This window comes from Butyrivibrio proteoclasticus B316, from assembly GCF_000145035.1.
In the GTDB taxonomy this organism is placed as follows: Bacteria; Bacillota; Clostridia; order Lachnospirales; family Lachnospiraceae; genus Butyrivibrio; species Butyrivibrio proteoclasticus.
On the sequence record NC_014387.1, the window covers coordinates 204,917 to 223,875 of the forward strand.

General features: G+C 42.0%; 9 protein-coding genes. All 9 read left to right on the top strand.

The features are described from left to right. Positions 1-3: 3 nt before the first annotated feature. The 9 genes from atpG (at position 4) to BPR_RS00920 (ending at position 18,958) form a co-directional block, all read left to right on the top strand. Positions 4-867 carry an ATP synthase F1 subunit gamma gene (gene atpG / locus BPR_RS00880; protein ID WP_013279576.1) on the top strand — a complete coding sequence of 288 codons (864 nt, stop codon included), beginning with the start codon at positions 4-6 and terminating at the stop codon, positions 865-867. 29 nt (positions 868-896) lie between these two features. After that, complete coding sequence (gene atpD, locus BPR_RS00885; RefSeq protein ID WP_013279577.1) at positions 897-2,291, top strand: F0F1 ATP synthase subunit beta; 1,395 nt, start codon at positions 897-899, stop codon at positions 2,289-2,291. 45 nt (positions 2,292-2,336) lie between these two features. Then, a complete protein-coding gene (atpC, locus tag BPR_RS00890; RefSeq protein ID WP_013279578.1) occupies positions 2,337-2,762 on the top strand; it encodes an ATP synthase F1 subunit epsilon in 426 nt (141 codons plus the stop codon). 82 nt (positions 2,763-2,844) lie between these two features. Continuing rightward, the gene (locus tag BPR_RS00895) at positions 2,845-4,986 is read left to right on the top strand and encodes an HD domain-containing phosphohydrolase (protein WP_013279579.1); all 2,142 of its coding nucleotides are present in this window, start codon (positions 2,845-2,847) and stop codon (positions 4,984-4,986) included. Next, entirely contained in the window at positions 4,976-9,226 is a 4,251-nt protein-coding gene (locus BPR_RS00900; protein ID WP_143754317.1) for a hybrid sensor histidine kinase/response regulator, read from the top strand. The genes BPR_RS00895 and BPR_RS00900 overlap by 11 nt, the downstream gene beginning before the upstream one ends. Positions 9,227-9,245: 19 nt before the next feature. After that, complete coding sequence (locus BPR_RS00905) at positions 9,246-11,618, top strand: HD-GYP domain-containing protein (protein ID WP_013279581.1); 2,373 nt, start codon at positions 9,246-9,248, stop codon at positions 11,616-11,618. Between the two features lie 165 nt (positions 11,619-11,783). Further along, positions 11,784-13,253: a xylulokinase gene (xylB, locus tag BPR_RS00910; protein ID WP_013279582.1), complete on the top strand. Its 1,470-nt coding sequence runs from the start codon at positions 11,784-11,786 to the stop codon at positions 13,251-13,253. A gap of 142 nt (positions 13,254-13,395) precedes the next feature. Continuing rightward, positions 13,396-15,405 (top strand): sialate O-acetylesterase, encoded by a 2,010-nt coding sequence (locus tag BPR_RS00915; RefSeq protein ID WP_013279583.1) that lies wholly within the window; start codon positions 13,396-13,398, stop codon positions 15,403-15,405. A gap of 28 nt (positions 15,406-15,433) precedes the next feature. Continuing rightward, positions 15,434-18,958: a glycoside hydrolase family 2 TIM barrel-domain containing protein gene (locus tag BPR_RS00920; RefSeq protein ID WP_013279584.1), complete on the top strand. Its 3,525-nt coding sequence runs from the start codon at positions 15,434-15,436 to the stop codon at positions 18,956-18,958. Position 18,959: the final 1 nt, after the last annotated feature.

The following is an 18,959-nucleotide window of genomic DNA, read 5'->3' on the forward strand; positions in this document are numbered from 1 at the left end:
ATAATGGCTGGATCAATGAAAGCTGTTAAACTCCGAATCAAGAGCGTCCAGAGCACTATGCAGATTACGAAGGCCATGCAGCTGGTTGCAGCTTCAAAGCTTCGTAAAGCCAAGGAAAGAGCTGATGAATCCAAGCCTTACCTTGAGACAATGCTCACAACACTGACAGATATAGCCAACGGAAACACAGATTTCCAGTCTATCTACACCAAACCGGGTGAGAATGCAGACAAATGGCTGTACGTTGTAATTGCCGGAGACAGAGGTCTTGCAGGCGGTTATAACTCCAACCTGTTTAAGTTTGTAGAGGCAGAGATCAAGGACAAGACTGATATAACAGTTCTTCCTATAGGTAAAAAATCTGTTGAGTTCTTTAAACACAGAAATGTGCCTATTCTCACAGAGGAATATGCTGAGGTTGCCAAGACTACAATCTCAGATTGTTTCCAGATAGCCAAGCTTATCTGTGGATCATATGGTGGTGGCGGATTTGGACACGTGTTCCTGTGCTACACAAACTTCGTGTCCATGTTGTCACAGGTTCCTACAGCTACTTCACTCCTTCCTCTTTCAGACCTTTCGTCTGAGGTAAAAGAGAATGATGGTAAGCCCAAGGATCTGATCCTATATGAACCAAACAGTGAGACAGTGTTCGATGCTATTGTTCCGGAATATCTGGCGGGTATTCTTTATACCAGTATCAACATCTCTTATGCGAGTGAGCTTGCTGCCCGCAGAACTGCGATGGAAGCTGCAACAGATAACGCAGAAGAGATGATTGAGACCTTGAGTCTGTACTATAACAGAGCTCGTCAGGCTAGCATTACGCAGGAGATCACGGAAATTGTGGCCGGAGCGGAAAGCTAATCTTTAACTAAACTATAAGGAGTTTAACAATGAGTGAAAATCGTGTTGGAAAGGTAATACAGGTTACAGGCCCTGTACTTGACATCCGCTACAAAGAGGGTGAACTTCCTGATCTTCACAATGCCATAGAAATCATGATCGATGACCGTAAGCTGATTGCAGAGGTTGCTCAGCAGGTTGGAGACGACGTAGTCAGATGCGTTGCCATGAGTTCAACAGATGGTCTTGTAAGAGGAGCTGATGCTGTAGATACAGGCAGTCCAATCACCGTACCCGTTGGTGACGAGTGCTTGGGCAGAATATTTAACCTTTTGGGAGATCCTGTAGATAATGGTCCGGATCCGGGTGCCAAGGAAAGATGGCCAATCCATCGTCCTGCACCTGCATACGAAGATCAGGTTCCTGCTACAGAAATCTTCGAGACAGGTATCAAAGTTGTTGACCTTATCTGTCCTTATGCTAAGGGCGGTAAGATTGGTCTGTTCGGCGGTGCCGGAGTTGGTAAGACCGTACTTATCATGGAGCTGATCAACAACGTTGCTAAGGCACATGGTGGTATTTCAGTATTCACCGGTGTTGGAGAGCGTACTCGTGAAGGTAACGACCTTTACGGAGAAATGAAGGAAAGTGGAGTTCTTGACAAGACCGCTTTGGTTTACGGACAGATGAATGAGCCACCGGGAGCCAGAATGAGAGTTGGTCTTTCAGGACTTACAATGGCTGAGTACTTCCGTGATGTTAAGAATCAGGACGTGCTGCTGTTCATTGATAATATCTTCCGTTTCACACAGGCTGGTTCAGAGGTTTCAGCCCTCCTTGGACGTATGCCTTCAGCCGTAGGTTATCAGCCTACACTGGCTACAGAAATGGGTGCTCTTCAGGAGCGTATCACTTCTACCAAGAAGGGATCTATCACATCAGTTCAGGCCGTTTATGTTCCTGCCGATGACCTTACAGACCCTGCTCCTGCTACAACATTCACACACCTTGATGCTACAACCGTTCTTTCAAGAGATATCGCATCTAAGGGTATTTACCCTGCTGTTGATCCTCTTGATTCAACAAGCCGTATTCTTTCTCCTGATATCGTAGGAAAAGAGCATTACGAAGTAGCCAAGGGCGTTCAGCAGGTGCTTCAGAGATACCGTGAACTTCAGGATATCATCGCTATCATGGGTATGGATGAACTTTCAGAAGAGGATAAGCTTACTGTTTACAGAGCACGTAAAGTACAGAACTTCCTGTCACAGAGCTTCTCAGTTGCTGAGCAGTTCACAGGTCTTCCTGGAAAGTATGTTCCTCTTAAAGAGACAATCCGTGGCTTCAAGATGATTCTTGACGGCGAATGTGATGACCTTCCGGAGTCTGCATTCCTTCTTGTTGGAACAATTGACGAAGTATTTGAGAAGGCTAAGAAGCAGTGATAACACCTTGTGTTAAGCAGTTAATACAAGAGATCGGAGAATAATATGGCCACAACTTATCATTTACAGGTTGTATCCTTAGATGGTCTTGAATATGAGGGTGAAGTCCAAAAAATACTGCTTCGTACAATTGATGGTGATGTCGAGATACTTGCCCGTCACACCAACTACTGTACAGCCATTGGAATGGGAACTGCCAAGGTGACCATGGAAGATGGCAAGGAGAGAAAAGCCGCTTGTATAGGTGGAATGCTCTCAGTAATGAATGGAGAGGTCAGAGTGCTTCCGACAACATGGGAATGGAGTGAGAATATCGACGTTGCCCGTGCTAAGGCAGCCAAAGAGAGAGCTGAAGAAAGACTCAAAGACAAACAGCTCGATAACGAAGCCAGAATTCGTGCTGAAGCTAAGCTTTACAGAGCGCTTGTAAGACTTGGATCCTCCGGACATGGTCAGGATCATTTAGACTAAGAGAAGATTATTACTATATCAAACGCTGGCTCTGTAACAAGGAGTCAGCGTTTGCTTAACAAAATCAGCAGGGGGAAGACTGTTGGAAAGAGAATTAAAAATTAAAAAAGATAGCAATAAATGGAGAGTGGTTCTGGTAGTAAGCGGAGTCATATCTAATGTGCTGCTTTTTTTAATTTCTAATCATTTTAAGCTTCCCTTTTTTCTGGATACAATTGGAACCATAGTTTCAGCTGTTGTCGGAGGATTGTTTCCCGGAATCCTTACAGCAGTTTTATCTAATACAATTTGCGCATTTATTGATGACAATTCGCTCTATTTCATGTTCGTGAATGTCCTTGTGGCTATTTATGCATCAGGGACAGTTAATTATTCCAATTTTAAAAAAATTAAAAAGGCTATAATATTTGCTCTTACAGCGGGAGCATTCTCAGGCTTTATGGGTGCTGTGACGCAAAGAGTGCTCTTTGGAGTGACTGAAAATCCGGTTGTAGGAGATCTTATTATTCCACTTGAAAGGACATTTGGGTTTACGCCGATTGGTTCCTTTTATGTGGCTTGCATACTGATAAACCTTCTTGATAAAGCTATTACAACCTTTGTGGCTTATCTTGTTGTCTTTTTTACCCCCCCGGATGAAGCGGAAGAGGTATTAAATTCCGGCTGGAAGCAAAAGCCATTATCAGTCGAAGAATTAAAGCGTATCAGGAACTGGGACAAAGACATAAAGATGTCATCCAGTACCAGAATGGCGCTGACTCTTGTTGGGGCTTCCCTTATCCTTGTTTTTATTATGGGATGGATAGGAATAAGCCTGTATTTTGAGAGTGAGAAGGAAGAACGAGTAGAAAATGCCTGGAATGCAACTGAATTTGCCGTTAACGTTATAGTTCCCTCTCAGATGTATGATTTCATAAGCAATGGAAGAGATGACGCCAATTATACTAATTTTGAATATCTTTTATCTACTATAAGAGACAATGCCTATGGTGTTAACCATATATATGTAATAAGAGCAGAGGATTCGGGTGTCAGATATATTTTTGATATGGCTTATGAGGATAAAGAGACACCTTATGAACCGGGAGAACTGATCAAATATAAAGACATGAAGAATCTTCCCCCAAAAGAAGAATTGTTTAAAGGGGAATATGTCTATAAAGAAACCAGGGGATTTGGTACATGGACAATGTCAGTTTTTAACCCTGTATTAAATTCGGAAGGAGATGTCATCTGTCATGTGGGTGCAGATGTTTCTCTTGCATACATGGCAGTGTATATGAGGACCTTCATTTTTAAGGTTGTTGTTATTCTTGCAGGTTTCTTTGTATTGATCGTCGCCTATGCGCTGTGGACAACTGACGTATATAGCACTTACCCAATCAGTAGTATGGCAGAGATGCTCGACAGATTCAGTAAGGGGAGCGATTCTCAGCAGCAGCTTGACGAAAATGTCAGAGAAATAAGAGCACTGAATATTCATACAGGTGATGAAACAGAAAAGCTCTATCGCAGTATCTGTAACCTGACCTTATCTCAGGCGGAGCAGATGAGAAGTATCAGAAGATTGTCTGAATCTACAGCCAAGATGCAGGATGGTCTTATCATGACCATGGCAGACATGGTAGAAAACAGAGACTACGATATGGGTGCTCACGTTCAGAGAACTACAGCAATTGTGAGAATTGTACTGGATAGTCTTAAGAAAAAAGGTTATTACGCAGAGAAACTGACACCTAAATTCATGTCGGATGTTATAAGGTCAGCACCTCTATACGATGTGGGTAAGATCAAGGTGCCTAATGAAATTCTCTTCAAACCTGGCAAGCTGACTGATGAAGAGTTTGAAATTGTCAAAACGCATGCTATTGAGGGTAAGAAGATACTTGATAACGCGATAAGCACATCAAACGGTGATAACTACCTGAAAGAAGCAAGAAATATGGCTGCTTACCACCATGAGAGGTGGGATGGAAGCGGTTATCCTGAGGGGCTTCATGGAGAAGTTATACCTCTTTCAGCCAGAATCATGGCTATTGCAGATGTCTTTGATGATATTACTTCAGACAGAGTATACAGAAAGGCATATTCTTTTGACAAGGCTATAGAGATCATGGAGAGCTTTTCAGGAACAGTTTTTGATCCAAAGTGCCTGGAAGCGTTTATGGATGCACTACCTGAAATCAAGGTAATCATGATGAAGTATGGAAACAATGGCATATAAGAGAAAGAGACAGATAACTGAATATTTAGCTGCTTTTTTGGCAATTTCCATGGCGGTAGTATTAGTTCTGCCAGGACTTTCGGTGAGAGCTGAAGAAAAAACTAATCTTGTTCCCGGAGAAACTGTCAAAAAATATGGTGGAGGCTATTCTGTTACGGGTCAGCTTGATGAAGGCGGATTTGCAACATATGTTTATGATGCGACAAATGGCCTTCCTTCTTCTGATGCCATGTATATTTACGGATCAAGTGACGGACATATATGGATTGGCGGATACAGTGGAGTTATCCGTTATGATGGAAAGGTATTTGAAAGACTTAGCACTGATAATGGTCTTACCAGCGCGAGAGTTATATACGAAGATAATAAGAAGAGAATATGGATAGGAACTAATGACAATGGAGTAGTGGTTCTTGATGGCAATAAGAGAAAACAGTATACGATTTTTGACGGTCTGCCATCTTCTTCCATAAGGAGTTTTGTTGAAGACAGATCAGGAAATGTCATTGTCGGAACTACAGCCGGACTGTGCTATTTTGACGAGGATATGATAATCCGCGAACTGTATGAGCCTGAACTTGAAGCGGAGAGAGTCCTCAAGCTTGAGAAAGGTCCTGACGGAATTATCTATGGACATACCGGAAATGGACTTGTCTTTTCCGTAGAGGATCTTCAGGTGACTCATATATATTCCGGTGAAGATCTTGGAATGCCCAAGATATCGACGATCCTTGTCGATCCGTATTACGCGGGAAAGGTATATTTCTGTACTGAAAAAGATCATATATATTATGGCAAGTTTGGACAAAAGGCTGGTGAAATGGACCTTTATTCAACCAGAGGACTTGGCGTAGTGCACTGGATTTCATATAACTGCGGAAGAGTATGGGTATCTTCAACATCTTCTATTGGATATCTGGACCTTGACGGAAAAATGACTCTTGTAGGAGGACTCCCGCTTAACAGCTCAATTGAAATGATGACATCAGATTATCAGGGCAATATGTGGTATGCGTCCTCGACACAGGGTGTAATGAAGATTGTTTCTGATAATTTTGTAGACATGACCAAATCTGATGGCTTGCCGAGGACAGTAACCAACTGTATTTATCAGAGTAACGGATTTTTGTATGTTGGTACTGACAGCGGATTGTATATTCTGAGCAGCGATAGAAAGATGCTGATAAATAATCTGACCAGGTACATTGGAAACAGCAGGGTCAGATGTATTATGGAGGACAAAGAAGGAAATCTGTGGATTGCAACTTATACAGATAATAAGGGACTGATCCGTTTTTCACCGGAAGGAGAGATCAGGGATTTCACAACAGAGGATGGTCTTAGCGATAATGCCATCAGAAGCATTATTCAGATGAGAGATGGATCGATAGTTGCAGGAACAAATGGCGGTATAGATGTTCTTAGAAACAATAAGGTAGTAGCCTCTTACGGTGCAGAAACCGGCATGAAGAATCCAATGATCCTTACCGTAGAAGAGGGAAATAATGGAGAGATAATAGCAGGATCTGACGGCGGAGGCATGTACATTATAGATAACGGTCAGGTGAGCCATATAGGTCTTTCTGACGGACTTACCAGTGAAGTCGTTATGAGAGTTAAAAAGGATCCTGACAGGAACCTTACATGGTTCATTACATCAAACTCAATCGGTTATTATAAAGATAAAATAGCTACAACAATTACAACATTTCCTTTTAATAACAATTATGACATCTATTCCGGAAAAGATGACAAGCTATGGATAATGTCATCTTATGGTATTTACAGAGTCGATGCCCAGGAAATGATTGATAATGATGTCAAGAACTATAAGCTCTTTACTATCGCAAATGGTATGCCCTATGCTGTAACATCCCAGTCCTACGGATACATGTCGGATGACGGATATCTTTATGTGCCTGGAAGAGAAGGTGCTATCAGACTAAATGTGGATAAGTTCTTTGAAAGACATGGCAGCATAAAACTGGGCATTCAGTCTGTTTACTGTGATGATGAGCAGATTCTGCCTGATTCTCAGGGCACTTATACATTGCCAGGATCAGACGGACGAATCAGTATCACGGCTTCTGTAATGGACTACACAATGACTAACCCTCTGGTACGCGTATTTATTGAGGGAAAAGAAAATGTTGGTCTTGAGGTTCCAAGGAGTGAACTCAGTACGCTGGAGTATACCTCTCTTGGATATGGTAATTATATCCTTCATGTACAGGTGCTGAATGAGAGAAATGAAGTATATCAGGAGGAGAGATTTCTCCTGGTTAAAAAGCCGCGTCTTGTTGAGCTTTTTGCTGTCAAACTGCTCATACTTGTGGTTGTAGCCTTCGCTGCAGGATTTCTGGTTTGGCGCATTTTAAAGGCTACCGTAGTTACCAAACAGTATGAAGAGATTACCAAAGCCAAGGAAGAAGCTGAGAGAGCAAATACTGCCAAGTCAAGATTCCTTGCGAATATGTCTCATGAGATCAGAACGCCTATCAATACTATTCTTGGTATGGATGAGATGATCCTCAGAGAAGATGCAAGAGATGTACCCAAAGCATACTTTTTATCCATAATGAATTATTCGCTTGATATCAAGAATGCTACAGAGTCTCTTCTGGGCCTTATTAATGATCTTCTTGATATGTCCAAGATCGAATCAGGCAAAATGCATCTTGTTGAGCAGGAATATGATGTTCAGGATCAGCTAAGGTCAATAGTTTCAATGATAAGATCTAGGAGTACAGAAAAAGAGCTGATCTTTGAGGTAGTTATCGATGAGATACTTCCGACCAGGATGTATGGTGATAACGGTAAGATCAAGCAGGTTGTATTGAATCTTTTGACTAATGCTGTTAAATATACTGCTGCAGGAGCAGTAGAATTCTCGGTTTCAATGGAAGCAAGGAATGATGACATCTGTGACCTTCGCTTTTCTGTCAAGGATACCGGTATCGGTGTTAAAGAGGAGGACATGGACAAGCTCTTTACCGCCTATGAGAGACTTGATGAGGAGAAGAACAGCGGAATTCAGGGAACAGGTCTTGGCCTTGATATTTCCAGACGTTTTGCTGAACTTATGGGTGGAAAGCTCTGGTGCGAAAGTGTATACGGAGAGGGCTCTGAGTTTATCCTGACTTTGCAGCAGAGAATTGTAGATGATACACCGATTGGAATATTCAAGGAACATAATATTTCTGATAATGGACCTTATGTACCTAAGTTTATTGCACCTGATGCAGATATTCTTGTTGTTGATGATACGCCTATGAACCTGAGTGTAATAAAGGGTCTTTTAAAGTCAACCAAGATGTTTGTAACAACAGCAGACAGTGGCGAAGAAGCACTTGAGAAGATAAAAGAAACAGACTTTAATGTGGTTCTTCTAGACCATATGATGCCTGGAATGGATGGAATAGAAACTCTTGAAAAGATCAGGGAAACTCATCCGAATCTGCCTGTATATGCACTTACTGCCAACGCAGCAGTCGGTGAAGAATTCTACACATCCAAGGGCTTTAACGGATATCTGGCTAAGCCTATAGACAGTGCTACTCTTGAGAGCACTATCTTAAAGCATCTTCCTCCTGAAATTGTTATGCAGAGAGAGGATGAAGAGGCAGAAGAGGAGCTTACAGAGATTCCTGAGAACATGCTGTGGATAAATGAAATTTCAGAGATATCTGTAGATGATGGTCTGGCTAATTCCGGAGGAGTAACTAACTATTTGTTCGCTCTGAGACTGTTCTACGATACCATTGATGATAATATTTCAGTGATCAGTAATTCGTATGAAGCAGGAGATATAAGACTTTATACCATTAAGGTTCATGCTCTTAAGAGCTCTGCAAGGATAATCGGAGCACTGGAATTATCAAGACTTGCAGCAAGCCTTGAAGAAGCTGGCAAAAATGATGATAAAGCATTCATTGATCAGAATACAGAGAAGCTGATTTCAGACTACAGCCTGTTCAAGGACAGACTTGCAAGAATGGATCAGGATGATGAGGAAATAAGGCAGGATGAGAGTCTTGAGATGATATCCTATGAAGATCTGCAGGATGCATATGGCGCTATCAGAGATTCTATTTCACAGATGGATTATGATGCGATTGAAATGATACTGGGCCAGATGAAAGAGTACAGACTTCCTGAAGATGCAGCTAAGAAGCTGAATAAGCTTGGCAAACTGCTTAAGACCTTTGACTGGGATGCCATGGAGACACTATTTGAGTAAATGATTCAGGAGCATAAAAATGTATGAGTTTATAAGAAGTCATCAACTTAATATGATGTTGGAACTAAGCTCAGCTTGTTTCACTATGGCACTGCTCCTTCTCATCACCAAATTCTTGACCAAAAAGCGTAAGTGGATTCTGATAATGATGGAGCTTATAGCTACAACCCTGCTTATTTCTGACAGATATGCTTATATATATAGCGGAGATGTAAGCGCTACGGGCTATGTCATGGTAAGAATCAGTAACTGCCTTGTATTCTTCATGACATCAGCGATCGTGTTAGGATTTAATCTGTATCTGACCGATCTTCTTACTGCAGAAGGCAAGATGGATAAGGTTCCGGGAAGAATCACTTTTGTTAACATTATTTCAGTGATTGGTATGGTACTTGCGATCATAGCAGCCTTTACAGGCTTATATTACAGCTTTGATGCCAATAATATATATCACCGCGGTCCGGGCTTTTTGATAAGTTACATAATACCGATAATTGGACCTATCATTCAGTACACTGTCATTGTTCAGTACAAGGAGAAATTCAGCCGACTGATCTACATTGCACTGGTACTGTATCTGGTTGTTCCTGTTTTTTGCGGTATTGTGCAGATATTTGCTTATGGTATATCTATAGTCAACATGGCTATGGTCCTGGTATCTATTTTCCTGTATGTGTTTACATATCTTGATGTAAATGAGGCTGTTATCAGAGCCCACGCTATTGAGATGGAACAGCTCGATGAAGACAGGAAGAGCATTAAGAGGCTGTTTGATCAGACTGCAACAGCATTTGTAGCAGCTATGGAAAAAAAGGATCCTTATCCTCCGGGACATTCAGCCATTGCAGCTGAAATCGCGGGAAGGATTGCAAAGAGTCTCGGAAAAGAACAGGATGAGATTGATGAGATATATTATGCTGCGCTTTTGCATAACGTAGGAATAATGGGAATTCCTGATGGTGTTGTGGAAAACCTTGATAAGTTGTCTCCCGAGCAGTATGAGGTATTTAAAAAGACTCCGATCATAAGCGCAGAGATTCTGTCTAACATAACCGAGTATCCGATACTTGCTGAGGCTGCCAAGTATGGAAATGAGAAATATGACGGAAGCGGCTACCCTGAGGGACTTAAAGGAGAGGAAATACCTGAGGTTGCAAGGATCATGGCAGTTATAGATAAATATGATGTCATGACCACTAAGTCCAAATTCAGCGATCCGTTGCCGGAACCACTTGTTAGAGAGGAATTTATTAAAGAGTCCGGTATCTCTTTTGACCCGCAGATAGCAGATATCATGATAGACATTATTGATACTGATGCCAAGGATGAAGGTGTTGCCGGAGTTCATTTGCATAACGAAATAGAAAAAGAGCTGGAATGCGGTAAGTACAGAGACAAGATATCTTCGGGAATACCGGTAGACAATGTTACTACGACCATAAGCTTTCGTTGCACATCTAACAAGAAGAGCCCCGGGGATTTCTCGATGCCTTCTATCATAGTGTTTGACTCCTATGACAAGCGTGTTCACAGTAATCCTAAGTCTATCAAGGCATACAAATACACAGAATATGGCGAATTGTGGTTTGATGGACATCATATTTCAACTGATGCCAGGAATATGGAGGTGACAATAGAAAAAATAGGTGATGACGTCAACTGGACGGAAGGAAAATACGTTATCATGGCCACCAAGTTTGAGGACCATGTCAAGATTAATATGACAGACGGCCATAAGGATATGGAGGTTATGATCGCACTTCCTGACAGCTCCAAATTTGCTGAAGTTGCAATTACAGGTGAAAACTGCCTGATCAGTGATATCACAGTTGAAAGGGATGAAGTGGAAACTACCGAGGATGATATCACAAGGATTGCAGAGGCAGTAAGCTATATAGAGCGCATGGAATCGGATGCTCCTAATTTACAGATTGACAATCACCGGTCTGCTTATACTGATGGAATTGAAATTAAGAATTACATTGATCTTGCCTTCCATTCAATGTCACTTCCGGCATCTGACCTGGTATGGCACTGCCCGTATATTGTCATATTCTATTCCGAAAATGGCATTGTTGGCGGGCCGGGATACAAAGAGTTTGCCCTTATCAAACTAAATGGTGAGATAGACAGAAGTGGTATATATGCTTATAACACATTTTCCATGAAGAGAACGGGTGATTTCCCTGGCTGGAATGTGTGGAAGGAAACCAACAAATCAGGACTTGAATACGAAGTAAGCTTTACTCGTAAGGGAAGTACCGTGACCTTGAAAACTACAAATCTTGGCGTGGAAATACAGAACGTTACTAGTGTTACAGACGGCGGAGATAAGATATATGCGGCCATAACAGGAGATACTGTAGCGATCACGGATATCAGGATCAAGTGACAATAATCAAGAAGTATCTAGCAAGATACGAAATGAAAAGGTGGGGGATAATTTGTAAGATATACTTGATGTAGAATTGCGAGAATGAAGAAGTTATGGAGCAATTCGTATATCATGAAGCAGATAAATAACAGATATAATAACAGATAATTTAGGAGGACAGGTATGCTTTATATCGGTGTAGATTTGGGGACATCGTCCGTTAAGCTTGTGCTTATGGATGAAACAGGTAAGATTCATGGAACAGTTACTAAGGAGTATCCTTTATATTTCCCACAGCCGGGATGGTCTGAGCAGAAACCTGAGGATTGGTACACACAGGCTATAGCTGGACTTAAGGAGCTTCTTGAAAATGTAGATAAGTCACAGGTTGCAGGTATCAGTTTTGGCGGACAGATGCATGGTCTTGTAATTCTTGACGAGAATGACGAGGTTATTCGTCCTGCAATTTTGTGGAATGACGGCAGAACTCAGAAACAGGTAGATTACCTCAACAACGAGATTGGCAAAGAGACTCTTTCCAAGTACACAGCTAATATCGCTTTTGCTGGATTTACAGCACCTAAGATTCTCTGGGTTAAGGAGAATGAACCTGAGAATTTCAAGAGAATCAAGAAAATAATGCTTCCTAAGGATTATCTTGCTTATAAGCTTTCAGGAACATTCTGCACAGATTATTCAGATGCTTCAGGAATGCTTCTTCTGGACGTACAGAACCGCAAGTGGTCCAAAGAGATGTGTGATATCTGTGGAATAACAGAGGATTTACTTCCTACTCTTTACGACAGCTCAGAGAAGGTTGGTCAGCTTAAGGCAGAATTGGCCAAGGAACTGGGACTTTCTGAAAACGTAGTTATAGCAGCAGGTGCCGGAGACAACGCGGCAGCAGCTGTAGGAACAGGTACAGTTGGCAATAATAAGTGCAATATTTCCCTTGGAACAAGTGGAACAATCTTCATGTCATCTGACAATTTTGCTGTAGACAGCAATAACGCACTTCACTCTTTTGACCATGCTGACGGACACTTCCATCTTATGGGATGCATGCTCAGTGCAGCCAGCTGCAATAAATGGTGGAACGATGAGATCCTTAAGACCAAGGATTACGCTGCAGAGCAGAAGGGCATTGAGAAGCTTGGAGAGAACCATGTATTCTTCCTGCCATATCTTATGGGAGAGAGATCACCTTGGAACAATCCTAATGCCCGTGCTACATTTACAGGTATCACAATGGATACAACAAGAGAAGATATGACTCAGGCAGTTCTTGAGGGCGTTGCATTTGCTACCAGGGATATGTATGAAGTTGCCAAGTCTATCGGCGTTGCTCCTAAGAGAACAATGATCTGTGGCGGCGGTGCCAAGAGCCCTCTTTGGAGAAAGATGATCGCAAACATCCTCAACGTAGAAGTTGATGTTCCTGTTTGTGAAGAAGGCCCTGGAATGGGCGGTGCTATGCTTGCTATGGTTGCATGTGGTGCTTATAAGAGTGTAGAAGAGGCTGCAGCAGCTATTGTCAAGGTTGATAAGACAGAGAAGCCGGATCCTGAGCTTGTTGCCAAGTACGAGGCAAGATATCAGCAGTTTAAGACTATTTACCCTGCATTAAAAGAAACTTTCGATAAAATTATTTAAATAAATACAATACGCAAGAATTGATAATAAATAGGCTTTAATTACGCGGTAATAGTAAGCGCCTGTTTGTATAATATAAAATGTTCAAATTTGATGGTTATAGTTTTGAACATTTAGTACTCGAAAACGAGGAGATTATACAATGTCAGGACTTAGATTACCGCGTATTTTGTCGGATGGAGCAGTTTTACAGCGTAGAAAGACCATTCACATCTGGGGATGGGATGAAGCCGGTTCGAATATTTCAGTTGCATTAACAGAAGCTGATAAAGAGAGCACGCAGAATGATGATATTCTCAGCTCCGGAAGCTGCATATGTAAAGAAAACGGAAGATTTGATATGTATCTTCCTGCCAGAGAAAGTGGCGGCCCTTACAAACTTGTAGTATCAGATGATAAGGGGGAAGAGGTTGTAGTAAGTGATGTTATGATTGGCCTTGTGTGGTTCTGCTCAGGCCAGTCCAACATGGAGCTGCCTGTGATCAGAGTTAAGGATAAATATCCGGAGCTATTGGAAATAGCAGATAACAACAAGGTCAGAACCTTTAAGATCACAGAGGACAGTAGCTTTGAAGGGCCTCTTGAGGAGCTTCGTTCAGGTAGCTGGACTTGTGTAAGCAAAGAGTCCATTACAAGCTTTTCTGCTACAGGCTACTTTTTTGCTGATCATCTGCAGAAGCTTACAGGTCAGACAGTTGGCTTTATAAATGCAAGTCTAGGAGGATCAAGGATTTCCTCATGGATGAGCAGAGGAATGCTTGAGGGCTATGATGAGCTCCTGGCAGAAGCAGATAAATACTCAGATGCAGAATTCAGGAAACAGGTTATGGAGACCAATATGGTTAACGGCAATACCTGGAGAAGTAATCTGTATGAGTCGGATCTTGGAATCAAAGAGCATTGGGATGCCTGGGATGGCAACGAAGATGCTGATAATGATAAATGGAAACCTTTTGCAATACCTTCATTTTTCAAGGGAACGGAGCTTGATGGCTTTATTGGAAGCGTCTGGTTTAGGAGAAAGTTTGATCTTCCGGTGGAACTTGCAGGGCAGAAGGCCCGTCTTTTCCTGGGAACGATAGTTGATAATGATGTTGTATTTGTAAATGGCCAGAGAGTGGGAGATACACCTTATCAGTATCCGCCGCGCAAATATGATATTCCTGAAGGACTTACCAGGGAAAAAGATAATACGATAGTGATCAGAGTCTGCGTAGAAACGGGATTTGGCAGATTTACTCCTGACAAGGATTACAAGATCTTTAATGATAAATGCTCAGTCAGACTTGATAGCTTTGATGATATGACAGAAAGCTCTTGTGATAAGCATTGGAAGTTCAGGATTGGTGCAAGGTGCGACATGATCCCGCCTACAGATTTTATCAACTGGAAGTCAACAGGATTATATAATGCAATGACTGCACCATGTCACAACTTCCCTATTGATGGAGTTTGCTGGTATCAGGGCGAATCCAACATTGAGGATGGCTATGATTACAATGCACTTACGATCAGACAGGTAGAAGGCTATCGCAAGGCATGGAACGAAGAAAACCTGCCATTTATCGGAGTGTCTCTTCCGAATTTCACAATAGATTCACCTGTAACAGATGACTGGGGTAAGTTCAGACTTACTCAGGCAAGGCTCCTTGAGCTTCCTGCTACAGGACTTGCAATAACCATGGGACTTGGCGAAGATAATGATCTTCATCCTGTCACCAAAAAACCAATCGGAGAAAGACTTGCTTTGTGGGCAGCACATCTCAAATATTGTTATAATGGAGAGTACATGGGTCCTGAAATAACAAGTATTAATAGGGTGACCGATCAGGAAGGACGAAAAGCGTTTAAGATAAGTCTTAGTCATTCCAAGGGTCTCTGTGTTGTAGATGCAGGTAAGGGAACGGAAATAACAGATTTATATATTAAGACTAAAAAGGATAGGGTACTTGCTAAAGTGATACTAGATACAGACAACGGGGGACTACTGGTATACGTAGAGGATGACGCGGCTTATGAAGAAGCCAGTGAGATTATGTATTGCGTTGATAATACATATTCAGGAGGACTTATTTCAAACGAGACTGGAATACCGATGGGGCCATTTCTTGAAGTGATTGACGGTAATAAGAAGGGTAAACAGTCAGCCTGAATCGATACCTTTAATAGAAGGGGTATAAATGAAAAGACTTTTTGTTGATGGATGGAAATTTTGGGAGTCGGAATACGGAAGCAGCTATGAGCAGATGATGAGCCACCTTGAGGAGTTTAAAGAGGTGGCTGTTCCGCATGATTATATGATCACGGACATAGATGCTCTCTATAGGGACAGTACAGGCTGGTATATTAAGAGTCTGGATCTGACAGCAGCTGATCTTAAAAGGGAGCTGTTTCTGATATTCGACGGTATTTATATGGACAGTATCGTCTATATAAATGGTGTGGTCGCAGGTGAATGGAAGTATGGATATTCTCAGTTCATACTCAAGATCACAGACTTTGTACAAGAGGGAAGAAATGAACTGGCTGTTGCAGCCAGATGTAAGTTCCCTAATACCAGATGGTACTCTGGAGCAGGAATATTTAGAAATGTCTGGATATGTGACTATGACAAAACCTATATTCCTGAAAATGGAGTATATGTACATTCATCCAGGCTTGGAGAGAGAATTCGCGGCTTAGAGGCAGCAGGTGATTTTGATAATAAGGCTGTATCTGATTATGAGATTATTGTGACGACAGAAATTTGCGGTCCGGATAAGAATAATCTTGATGTAGAGCATAGCCTGTATGATGCTGATGGAGGCAGGGTCTCATTGGAGGAAGTGCCTGTTTCTGGCGATGTCAAGAAACCTGCAAGTGCTCTTGCAGGCGGAAATGTGATCAACAATAAAGAGGAATCTGTGATCCTTGTTCATAAATATATAGTCAGAGATGTCAGGGAATGGGATGTTACAGCTCCAAACAGATATAAACTTGTAACAAGTCTTATGTCTGAAACTGAGGAAACAGCTATTGGCTTTAGAGATGCTTTCATGGATCCTGAGAGAGGCTTTTTCCTAAATGGCAGGAACATGAAGCTAAATGGTGTGTGTCTTCATCATGACCTGGGAGCTCTTGGCTCTGCATTTAACAAGTCTGCCATGAGGAGAAGACTTATTCAGCTAAAAGAGATGGGAGTAAACGCCATCAGGATGACTCACAATATGTACGATCCTCAGGTTCTGGAGCTTGCTGATGAAATGGGATTTCTTCTCATATCAGAAGCTTTTGATATGTGGGAAGGAGCCAAGACTGAGTTTGACTATGCAAGGTTTTTCCCTGACTGGCACGGAAGAGATGTTGCAAGCTGGGTGAGAAGAGACAGGAATCACCCCTCAGTTATTCTGTGGAGTATAGGAAATGAAATCTATGATACCCATTCAAGTGACAGGGGACAGGAGGTTACAAGAGATCTCAAGAGTCTTGTTGAACTTCACGATCCTCTTATGAATGGCAGAGCCACGATAGGCTCTAACTACATGCCTTGGGAGAAAGCTCAGAAGTGTGCTGATATCCTCAAGGTTGCAGGCTATAATTACGCTGAGAATTATTATGAGAAGCATCATAAAGAGCATCCTGACTGGATCATATATGGAAGTGAGACCTACTCAATTGTTCAGAGTAGAGGCGTATATCATTTCCCTCTTTCGGTTCCTACACTATCCGACAGTGATGAGCAGTGTTCATCGCTTGGCAACAGCACAACCAGCTGGGGAGCAGACAGTATAGAGAACTGTATCTGCAGGGACAGAGACATGGAGTTTTCCATGGGGCAGTTCATTTGGACCGGTTATGACTATATTGGCGAGCCTACTCCATATCAGACCAAGAATTCATATTTTGGCCTCATTGATACAGCAGGTTTTTATAAAGATGCCTTTTATGCCTGGAAATCAGCCTGGGTGAGTGTTGATAGGGACCCGTTTGTTCATGTTTTCCCGTACTGGGATTATAACGAAGGACAGATCATTGATATAAGAGTGTGCAGTAATGCGGATATTGTTGAGCTCTTTGTAAATGGTAAGAGTTACGGCAGGCAGACACTGACACATGCTCCGCACAGTGGCAATAAGATATTTGCAGACTATCAGGTTCCATATGAAAAGGGCGAGATAGTAGCTGTTTGTTATGACAAAGAGGGGCACGAGCTTGCAAGAGACAGCCACAGATCCTTTGGAGACACAGATAGCTTTGTGGTAACAATAGACCATAGACTTGATGCGTATAGGAGCAAAGGTAATAGGGCTGAAGGTGCTGAACTTGTTTTTGCCGAGATCAGTGCCATTGATAAAGATGGTAACCCTGTAGAGAATGCTTCTGACTACGTAAAGGTTAATGTGTGTGGTGGAAGACTCATTGGACTTGATAACGGTGACAGTACAGATTATGACAGCTATCAGAGCGACACAAGGAAACTCTTTAACGGTAAACTCCTTGCAATAGCTGAGCCTTATGGTGATCCTGATGCAGTTAAGATTAGTGTATCAAGGGCAGAATATGTGCCTGTCAGAAAGATTGAACTGACAGTAACTAAGGGCAGCAGGTCTTTTGATCCTGATTGTAAGACAGCTGTTGTATCTGCCAGAGTATATCCTGAGAATGCTACAGATAAGAGATTGGTGTTCAGAGCTCTTAACCGAAATGGTACAGAGACCAACATAGCAATCCTTTCAGGAGGTATAGGATCTGCAAATGCAGGAAAATGCAGAATTGAGACAGACGGACAGGATAATAACTGCATTGTAGAAGGGCTTGGAGATGGCTCTTTTACCCTTAGGTGCGAAGCTTATGATGGCAGAAATGCAGTGGCTGTTATGTCATGCATAGACTTTACTATAACGGGGCTTGGTAAAGCTTTTCTTGATCCGTACGGATTTATCCCGGGAAGTCTTTATACATCTTATATCGGAGCTATTGGAAATGGCAACGAACATGGCGTAGCTTCTGCAAGAGGCGAAGAAACGGTAATTACATATAGCGGAATTGATTTTGGAATCGAGGGTTCAGATGAGATCACAGTACCTATTTTTACGCTTAATGATGATGCCTATGATATCGAAATATGGAAAGGAATACCTGGTGAGGATGGTAGTAGACTCCTCAGAGCAGCAGTCTACCAAAAGAAGTCAATTTGGAACGTGTATCAGGAAGATACTTGGAGATTAAGTGAGAGGCTGACAGGAATTCAGACGATCAGCTTCAAGGTTTTCCAGAAATTCCACATTAAAGGTTTTTCTTTTACCAGACAGCTCCGCGCATTTACGGACATGCCTGTCCTGAATGCGGATTCCATCTATGGAGATACATTTACAAGGGCAGCTGACGCGGTTGAGGGAATTGGAAACAATGTTACTCTGGAATTTGATGAGATTAACTTTGGAGAAGGTGGAACAAGAGGAGTTTCCATCTGTGGAAGAACCAGACAGGGAGCAAATACGCTGCACCTTAGAATGGTGAAAATTGCTGATGAAGAGGGCAAAGGCCAGGTAATTGAAGGCGCAGATCAAATTGGTACCGAGGTTAAAGAGATACTTGAGTTCCCGGAGACTTCTGAATATAAAGAAGTCACATTCGAGATAGGCAAAAGAATTGGAAAATGGAACATTACTTTTGTATTCCTACCGGGAAGTGACTTCGATTTTAAGAGTTTCAGATTTATTTAGT

Bases quoted from the DNA above. Each gene is read 5' to 3' on its own strand.
- atpD (WP_013279577.1), top strand. From the start codon at position 897: ATGAGTGAAAATCGTGTTGGAAAGGTAATACAGGTTACAGGCCCTGTA.
- BPR_RS00915 (WP_013279583.1), top strand. From the start codon at position 13,396: ATGTCAGGACTTAGATTACCGCGTATTTTGTCGGATGGAGCAGTTTTA.
- xylB (WP_013279582.1), top strand. From the start codon at position 11,784: ATGCTTTATATCGGTGTAGATTTGGGGACATCGTCCGTTAAGCTTGTG.
- BPR_RS00905 (WP_013279581.1), top strand. From the start codon at position 9,246: ATGTATGAGTTTATAAGAAGTCATCAACTTAATATGATGTTGGAACTA.
- BPR_RS00920 (WP_013279584.1), top strand. From the start codon at position 15,434: ATGAAAAGACTTTTTGTTGATGGATGGAAATTTTGGGAGTCGGAATAC.
- atpC (WP_013279578.1), top strand. From the start codon at position 2,337: ATGGCCACAACTTATCATTTACAGGTTGTATCCTTAGATGGTCTTGAA.
- BPR_RS00900 (WP_143754317.1), top strand. From the start codon at position 4,976: ATGGCATATAAGAGAAAGAGACAGATAACTGAATATTTAGCTGCTTTT.
- atpG (WP_013279576.1), top strand. From the start codon at position 4: ATGGCTGGATCAATGAAAGCTGTTAAACTCCGAATCAAGAGCGTCCAG.